The sequence below is a fragment of the Desulfosporosinus sp. BICA1-9 genome (genome assembly GCF_000802135.1).
Genome location: NZ_JUEE01000159.1, coordinates 1 through 7,049, shown reverse-complemented (window position 1 = coordinate 7,049; position 7,049 = coordinate 1). Strand labels below are relative to the sequence as shown.

The following is a 7,049-nucleotide window of genomic DNA, read 5'->3' as shown; positions in this document are numbered from 1 at the left end:
GATGAAAACGAACTTCATTAATACGTCGCTCAAGGTCAGGGCCAACCATATCGCCTTCCTCTGTGAAAACCTGGATAAAACCATTAAGGATGTGAAGCATGAGCTGCTCCAAATCGCCCCCAATGACAAGGAGACGTATATCACTTATAAGAATAAAATATATGATCTTTTGAATGTGTGGCTTAAGGATGAGACGTGGAGCAGGCAAGCTCGTCCCGGCGAAGATACGCAGTAAGGAATGGTGAGCATGAGCACATCCCCGAAGCTTCGGATACTTCAGGCTGGGAAATCGCGGCGGACGCTGTCGTTGTTCAGGTAGAGGCCGGTCTGCAGGAGTACCGGCGTATGTACGGTCCCAAATTCGCCAGAAAAGCCTCGTGATCATGTATTTATTATGAGACTTGGAAAGCTCACAGCTTTCAATTGCTGGAGCCACCTTTTTATGTTTCGGTTTGTATGTTGTTGTAGAATTCCGTTAGCTCCGCCTGTCATGCTCTTGATGATAGTTATTTGTACTTGGAATTTCAGAGCACCCAAGGACCCGAGGAATTGGGGCGGTTTAGATGGATGAATAAAGTACTTTATCGTAAAAAGAGGGTTGAATCGGGCCGTAGCTCGTCGGCAAAGATAATCTGAACATCATTCAGTATCTCCTTGTCAGAATAGTTTTCCATTGTGTGAGGGTCAGACCCCGGAACAATTCATCGATGATCCCTGTGTTTGATAGGCCACTGTAGAGGGTTTATTTATAGGCTTTCACTATCTATCTGAAGGGTACTTGGATTGATGATGACCAGTTCCAGTTTTTTAGCCTTCGCCTTACTTATGGTAACCATCGTCCCGCTGAATTGGTCGTCGAAAACAGCAATCAGCCGCTGCGCTTGATTCACAATATAACTGTTGCGGTCAAGATAGCACCCCTTATAATAGCTGCGGCTGACAAAGGTTTCCCGGTCGCATTTGTCAAGAAGACCGAAGTACCTGTCCCGGTCTCTTTCCGGCCAGTGCTCGGCCTGGGTCTCGCAAGCCAGGGCCGCTTCCAGAGTAATCTCCGGGTACCTGTCTCGTAATCCTATAACGGTTTCTGCAAAATATGTATCCGATCCTAGAGCAAAGCCGCAGATAAAGTGGGTATACCCATCCTTTATCGCGGCTTCTGTTTCTCTGTATATCAATATCTTTAAATTTACGCAGGCAATACTATTTTCGTCATTCTTAAACGGGAGCTTGGAAGGGCTGTAACCGGTGAAACAGCAAATTTTTGGCGTAGTCATTTAGATCACCTCATATTGTTACTCCTAAGGGAGCAAAATTACTTCTGAGGTAATTATATCACCGCAGTTACTCCTATGCTATATAAAATTACTTATATGGTTATATTATTTAAGAAATATATCCTTTTATTACCCTTATTGATACAATCAAGCCAAAAGACTGTGGAGTGTGTTCCGCATGGTAAGAATTAAGTTGTCCGAGTTGCTCGGAAAACATAAAATGAATCAAAAGACTTTATCGAGGCTCACCGGAATCAGGCCGGCGACTTTATCGAAGATGTATTACGAAGAAACAAAGAGGATCGAGATCGATCAGATTGATAAGATTTGCGCCGTGTTTAAATGTAAAATTGGTTCAAGAATTAAGATTAATTCTTGAACCAGAAAATGAACATGATAAGCATGCGATTAAAATAACTAATATGGCAGGTGCACTATTAGGGTACTTACCACGTTATTATGCACAAGGAATTAGCAAGCTAATTGGAAATAATACCAGGATTACCTGCAGGGTGATTGAGGTAAGTAAAGATACAGAATGTGTAGAATGTATTAAGGCGGATTTGTCGATAGAGAGAAACCTGCTTTAGTTTTCTCTACTTTGGTAGCTGCACTCACTTGAATGTGGGTGCCTTTTTATGTAAACTCGGCATAAAAATGTTCGAGGTAATGGGGAGGGTGGAGTCTGCCAGAGACCGCGGGGTCTCGCGAGCATTTACTTGCGTGCTTACCTGTGACATCCGCTGCTTGTTCTTTAATAGATAAGCAATTAGCCCAAATAGGAGCATGGGCAGCTCAACGCATGGACCCACAATGAACTACTATACGTATTTATAGCTAGCGCCCAAGCTCCGATCGTAGATTTAGATATCAGGTTTTTTGAACGGACCGCCCACTCTTATATATATTGGGTTTGAATAATTTCGTTTACAGGTCTTTTGCAAAAGTTAAGAATAAATACCTGTTGATGTGGGACTTATAGGCGATGGTTTTCGCCATTAGATACCAGATCCAAGATCCAAGAGGAGGGCATTGATGAATTTCAGTATTGACCAAAGGAATCCAACTCGCATATAATAATGGAACAGATCCCACCACGCCTCTTAACAATGCGTACCAAGGTGGGCCTTTTTTCTTGAGGGAATCATATTGGCAATATTGACGACTTGCTCTATTGAAATCAGGTGGATCAGGAATGGTGAGACCGGTATCCTGACATTAGGTGTGAGGGTGGAAATCTTATAAAAAATTGACAACAAGATTATTAGACTTTTAATATGGTATATTATAGGAAAAGGGTTTATACAGATTGGACTTGACGGCTAAGGTTCATGTGAAGGCTAAAGTAATATAAGGGTGGCATTATGAACTTTGAAGAACTGCTTGAAAAGTATCAAGCGTTGTTACTCGAGAACGGCAATCTAAAAGAAGAAATAACAAATTTACAAACTAAGCTCGGTGTTTCAGAACATCGGGCTATTCTTGATGGACGCTCTGATAATGTGTTTGTGGATAGCTTATTTCCGACACCTGATACATTTACAGAAGTATCCAATCATGTATCAGAAGGCAATACTTTGCTATCAAACATAAACAGCATGTCAGATCCCAAGGACAAAATCGAGTTATATATGTCACTCTTTAAAGGACGGGATGATGTTTATGCTAAACGGTGGGAAAATAAAAATAAGGGAACGGATGGATATATCCCGTGTTGTTTAAATGAATGGAAATCTGAACTATGCAGAAAACCAAAGGTAAAATGTACCTCTTGCTCCAATAAGGCCTACGCCCGTTTGGATGAAAAAACTATCGACGATCATTTACGAGGGCGTGGCAATTTAGTTGGGGGAATCTATCCTCTGTGCCTTGATGAAACTTGCTATTTTTTAGCGATCGACTTTGATGATGGAGAGTGGCAGAAGGATATTTCACAGTTTAGAGAAGTATGTTCGGAATTTGATCTGACCGTAGCGATTGAACGTTCGCGGTCAGGAAATGGAGCTCATGCCTGGATATTCTTTGAAAACCCTATAGCCGCAACGTTGGCGAGAAAACTCGGAAGCGCACTACTTACCTACGCTATGAATAAAAGGCATGAGATTACCTTTAAATCATATGACAGGTTTTTTCCTAATCAGGACACTATGCCAAAGGGCGGTTTGGGAAATTTGATTGCGTTGCCCTTGCAAAAAGCAGCAAGGATTAATAATAACAGCGTTTTTATAGATGCCAATTTTGAACCATATAATGATCAATGGGAATTCATGACAACCCTGCGAAAGCTGTCTGAAGATGAAGTCGAAAGTCTCATATCAAAACTTTGCAATGGAAACGAACTTGGAATCTTGAAAAGAGATGATCAAGAAGAACCACAAAAACCTTGGGAAACAAGAAACACTGTCAAACTATCAGAGAATGATTTTTCTCAGACAATAAAAATTGTCAAAGCAAATATGTCTTCATCTTGAAAACAGGCATTTCTCATAGAGCGTTAAATCAATTAAAACGGTTGGCGGCTTTTAATAATCCAGAGTTTTATAAGGCCCAGGCCATGCGAATGCCCATCAATAAAAAGAAAATACCTAGAATAATATCATGTTCTGACGAAACAGAAGACTATCTCTGTCTGCCAAGAGGGTGTGAAGCTGATGTAAGGGCCTTTTTTGCAGAACTAAAGATTGAACCTGAATTTATCACTGAAACCAATCACGGCAGAAGCATCGATGTAGAATTTATCGGCAGTTTGAGAGATGAACAACCACGGGCACTTGCTGAATTGCTCAAGCATGATACTGGAGTGCTCTCCGGAACCACTGCTTTTGGAAAAACTGTGGTTGCCATAAAGCTGATTGCTGAGAGAAAAGTTAATACGCTGATAATTGTTGATAAAGTAAATTTAGTTACCCAATGGAAAAAAAGATTAACGGAATTCCTGACGATAAATGAAACACTTCCAGACGTAATTGATGTCAAAACGAAAGGAAGAAAAAAGGTAAATAGTACTATAGGGCAATTGGGTGCAGGAAAGGATAGCCTGAGTGGAATAATCGATATAGCTGTCATGCAATCGTTGAACAGAATGGGAGAAGTGAAGGATTGTGTGAAAAATTATGGCATGATTATTGTGGATGAATGTCATCATCTTTCAGCGATTAGCTTTGAGAATGTACTTAAGAGTTCTAATGCAAAATACGTTTATGGATTAACCGCAACGCCTACACGAAAAGATGGGCATCAGCCGATCATCTTTATGCAATGCGGTTCTATACGATTCAAAGATGATGCCAAAAAACAGGCAGAGAAAAGACCCTTTGAGCATTATGTCATACCAAGGTTTACGTCGCTTAGAGTCCCTTTAGATAAGAATGAAAAGGATGTATCGATCCAAGAATTGTATTCTGATATTGTGGTTAATGAATTTAGGAATCAACTGATCATAGATGATATCGTTAGAAGCTTTGAAAGTGGCAGAAACTGTCTTGTTTTAACTGAAAGAACGGCTCATGTCGAATTACTTTCCAATAAGTTACGTGAGAGAATTCCCGAAGTAATCTCTTTAACGGGTGGAATGGGAGTAAAACGAACTAGGGAGATCATGACAAGAATATCTGAGACACCAGATGACAAGCCGTTAACCTTAGTTGCCACTGGAAAATATATTGGGGAGGGTTTTGACGAACCACGCCTTGACACGTTGTTTTTAGTGATCCCAATATCTTGGAAAGGCACCTTGCAACAATATGCAGGAAGGCTTCACAGACTCTTTGCCAATAAAAAAGAAGTGCAAATCTATGATTATGTGGACATTCATGTTAGGATGCTTGAACGGATGTACCATAAACGGCTTAACGGATATGCCACGATTGGTTATAAAGCAAAAGGCGAGAGTACTGCACCAGAGTCAATCGATGTGATTTTTGACAAGAGCAATTTCTTATCGGTTTATACGAATGATATTATCAATGCCGCAAGAGAAATTCTGATAGTAAGCCCCTTTGTTACCAAGAGACGTACTCTGCAAATGATGCAGCACCTGAAGCTTGCTTTAGAAAATAAGGTGAAAGTAATCGTGATAACCCGGCCTATTGGAGATTTCAAAGACAAGGATACGAGTGCTTTGCAGGGGACCTTGGACTTATTGCAAGTGGCTGGAGTAAGTTTAGTTTTCAAATCGAATATCCACCAAAAATATGCCGTCATTGACCAACGAATCGTATGGTATGGGAGTATCAATCTTTTGAGTTTTGGTAGTGCTGAAGAAAGTATCATGCGACTTGATAGCCCAAACATTGCTAACGAATTAATAATGAGCATGGACAAATAACATAGCCGGGAAATATCAAAGTTTCCCGGCTATATTATTCTTAATGGATCTTCAATTTATTTATGATATGATATGTAAGTAATTGTAAACGGAATGAAAGTTAAATTTAAGGAGGGATTCGGTATGACTTTAGCGCAAAAGATTGAGCAGATTTTAAAAGATGAGTTAAAACCTGAAAATATTAAAACAATTATCGATTTAGCGGAGTTTTTAAAGGTTAGAGAAAGCCAAAAGAAATGGGATGAAATTAATGAGTCCGAACATGAATTTATCACAGCGGAAGAACAGGCCCATCTTGATGAAGTAAAAGCAAAAGGTCAATTTATTGACCAAGATGAACTTCTACAAGAATTGGGGATAAATAAAGATGAAATACAAAATTAGGTATGAAAAAGATTGTCTTAAATACTTAAAAATGGATAGAAATACTCAAGTTAGAATCATTTATGCTATAGGCCAACTTCCGTTTGGGGATGTGAAAAAACTGCAAGGAAATATTGATGACTACAGATTGAGAGTAGGTAATTACAGAATAGTGTTTAGCAAAGATGATGAAAACATATTAATTAGTATCATCAAAATTGCTCCTCGTGGAGAAGTTTATAAGAGATTATAAGAGACCTGAAGAGGGTCTTTTAATTATTTCTGTATTAGCTATGACGAGGCGATGGATATCGCAAATATTCCATGCTTCCCTAGGACGATCTTTATGAACGAAAAACCTTTTCCCAAAGCTCAAATAGTTGCATGGGCAGCGCAACGCTTGGCCCCACAGCTTCTAAAAGGTAATGCAACTGTTAATGCAACGAGGGTAATAATAGGTAATAAAGCATAACAAAATAAGAAAAGGCATCGGTATGACCGATGCCTGAAACCCTTGGTATTAAAGGGTTTTAACAGAATAAGCTAAGTTATAACAAGGTGGGTCGCGTCTTTGGGGTGGTAGAGGTCGCATGTTCAAAACATGTCGCTCCGACCAGTAAACCAGTATTATTAAGGGTTTCAGGGTTTTCTATTAGACCAAAAAGTAGTTGTAGTGCAATATGTAATGCGTTTTGAAATTATTAGTGTTAATTAGGTTATGATCTAGTCAAGTACATTTATAAGGTTTACTAATTAGCTTCTCTTTTTGGAGAGGCTTTTTTCTTGTATCAGGCATTTAAACTCATCCTTGACAGTAAAAACGCCGTCATGAACCGGCCTTGGAAAAAGAAGATTTGCGTGAACGACTGAGGTTGTCACACTCTTAAGTCTGGCCACATATCCTATGAGTGAAATTAGCCCCAAGGAGTGTGGATATCATGACTGATACAGTAACTGAAACTGATATCATCAGCGGACGCACGCCGCATGTAATCGCGGCTGAAATTAATATAATCAAATACCAGGCTGAGAGAATCTACCTTGCCGCCGCCATCGAGATCGGAAGGCGGCTGACGGAGGCCAAG

8 protein-coding genes and 1 pseudogene are annotated in these 7,049 nt (G+C 39.9%); 8 read left to right on the top strand and 1 reads right to left on the bottom strand.

The genetic code is table 11. The annotated features are described in order from the left end of the window. Window positions 1-235 (top strand): annotated as a pseudogene (locus JL57_RS20220) (preprotein translocase subunit SecA); the annotation flags it as partial. 511 nt (window positions 236-746) lie between these two features. On the opposite strand, the gene JL57_RS20215 reads toward JL57_RS20220, so the two are convergent. Further along, on the bottom strand, window positions 747-1,274 hold the full coding sequence (locus tag JL57_RS20215) for an SLOG family protein (protein ID WP_034143781.1): 528 nt from the start codon (window positions 1,272-1,274) through the stop codon (window positions 747-749). Between the two features lie 178 nt (window positions 1,275-1,452). Here JL57_RS20215 and JL57_RS35005 point away from each other — a divergent pair, with 178 nt between their 5' ends. From JL57_RS35005 to JL57_RS35000, 7 genes are all read left to right on the top strand, one after another. After that, the gene (locus tag JL57_RS35005) at window positions 1,453-1,653 is read left to right on the top strand and encodes a helix-turn-helix transcriptional regulator (protein ID WP_291300334.1); all 201 of its coding nucleotides are present in this window, start codon (window positions 1,453-1,455) and stop codon (window positions 1,651-1,653) included. Next, entirely contained in the window at window positions 1,592-1,864 is a 273-nt protein-coding gene (locus JL57_RS36550; RefSeq protein ID WP_034143780.1) for an HIRAN domain-containing protein, read from the top strand. The genes JL57_RS35005 and JL57_RS36550 overlap by 62 nt, the downstream gene beginning before the upstream one ends. 774 nt (window positions 1,865-2,638) lie before the next feature. Continuing rightward, a complete protein-coding gene (locus tag JL57_RS36545) occupies window positions 2,639-3,745 on the top strand; it encodes a TOTE conflict system archaeo-eukaryotic primase domain-containing protein (protein ID WP_366557062.1) in 1,107 nt (368 codons plus the stop codon). Continuing rightward, window positions 3,742-5,601, top strand: coding sequence for a DEAD/DEAH box helicase family protein (locus JL57_RS36540; protein WP_366557061.1), 1,860 nt, complete (start codon window positions 3,742-3,744; stop codon window positions 5,599-5,601). The genes JL57_RS36545 and JL57_RS36540 overlap by 4 nt, the downstream gene beginning before the upstream one ends. Before the next feature lie 123 nt (window positions 5,602-5,724). After that, window positions 5,725-5,985, top strand: a complete 261-nt coding sequence (locus tag JL57_RS20200; protein WP_034143779.1) for a hypothetical protein — start codon at window positions 5,725-5,727, stop codon at window positions 5,983-5,985. Beyond that, window positions 5,969-6,217: a type II toxin-antitoxin system RelE/ParE family toxin gene (locus JL57_RS20195; protein WP_034143778.1), complete on the top strand. Its 249-nt coding sequence runs from the start codon at window positions 5,969-5,971 to the stop codon at window positions 6,215-6,217. Before JL57_RS20200 ends, JL57_RS20195 begins: the two co-directional genes overlap by 17 nt. 685 nt (window positions 6,218-6,902) lie before the next feature. After that, the coding region (locus tag JL57_RS35000) for a DUF3102 domain-containing protein (RefSeq protein WP_291300335.1) at window positions 6,903-7,049 on the top strand (147 nt) is incomplete at its 3' end.

What these genes read in the sequence shown, in the direction of transcription:
- JL57_RS20215 (WP_034143781.1), bottom strand. Translation starts at nt 1,274, where the DNA reads ATGACTACGCCAAAAATTTGCTGTTTCACCGGTTACAGCCCTTCCAAG.
- JL57_RS35005 (WP_291300334.1), top strand. Translation starts at nt 1,453, where the DNA reads ATGGTAAGAATTAAGTTGTCCGAGTTGCTCGGAAAACATAAAATGAAT.
- JL57_RS36545 (WP_366557062.1), top strand. Translation starts at nt 2,639, where the DNA reads ATGAACTTTGAAGAACTGCTTGAAAAGTATCAAGCGTTGTTACTCGAG.
- JL57_RS20200 (WP_034143779.1), top strand. Translation starts at nt 5,725, where the DNA reads ATGACTTTAGCGCAAAAGATTGAGCAGATTTTAAAAGATGAGTTAAAA.
- JL57_RS20195 (WP_034143778.1), top strand. Translation starts at nt 5,969, where the DNA reads ATGAAATACAAAATTAGGTATGAAAAAGATTGTCTTAAATACTTAAAA.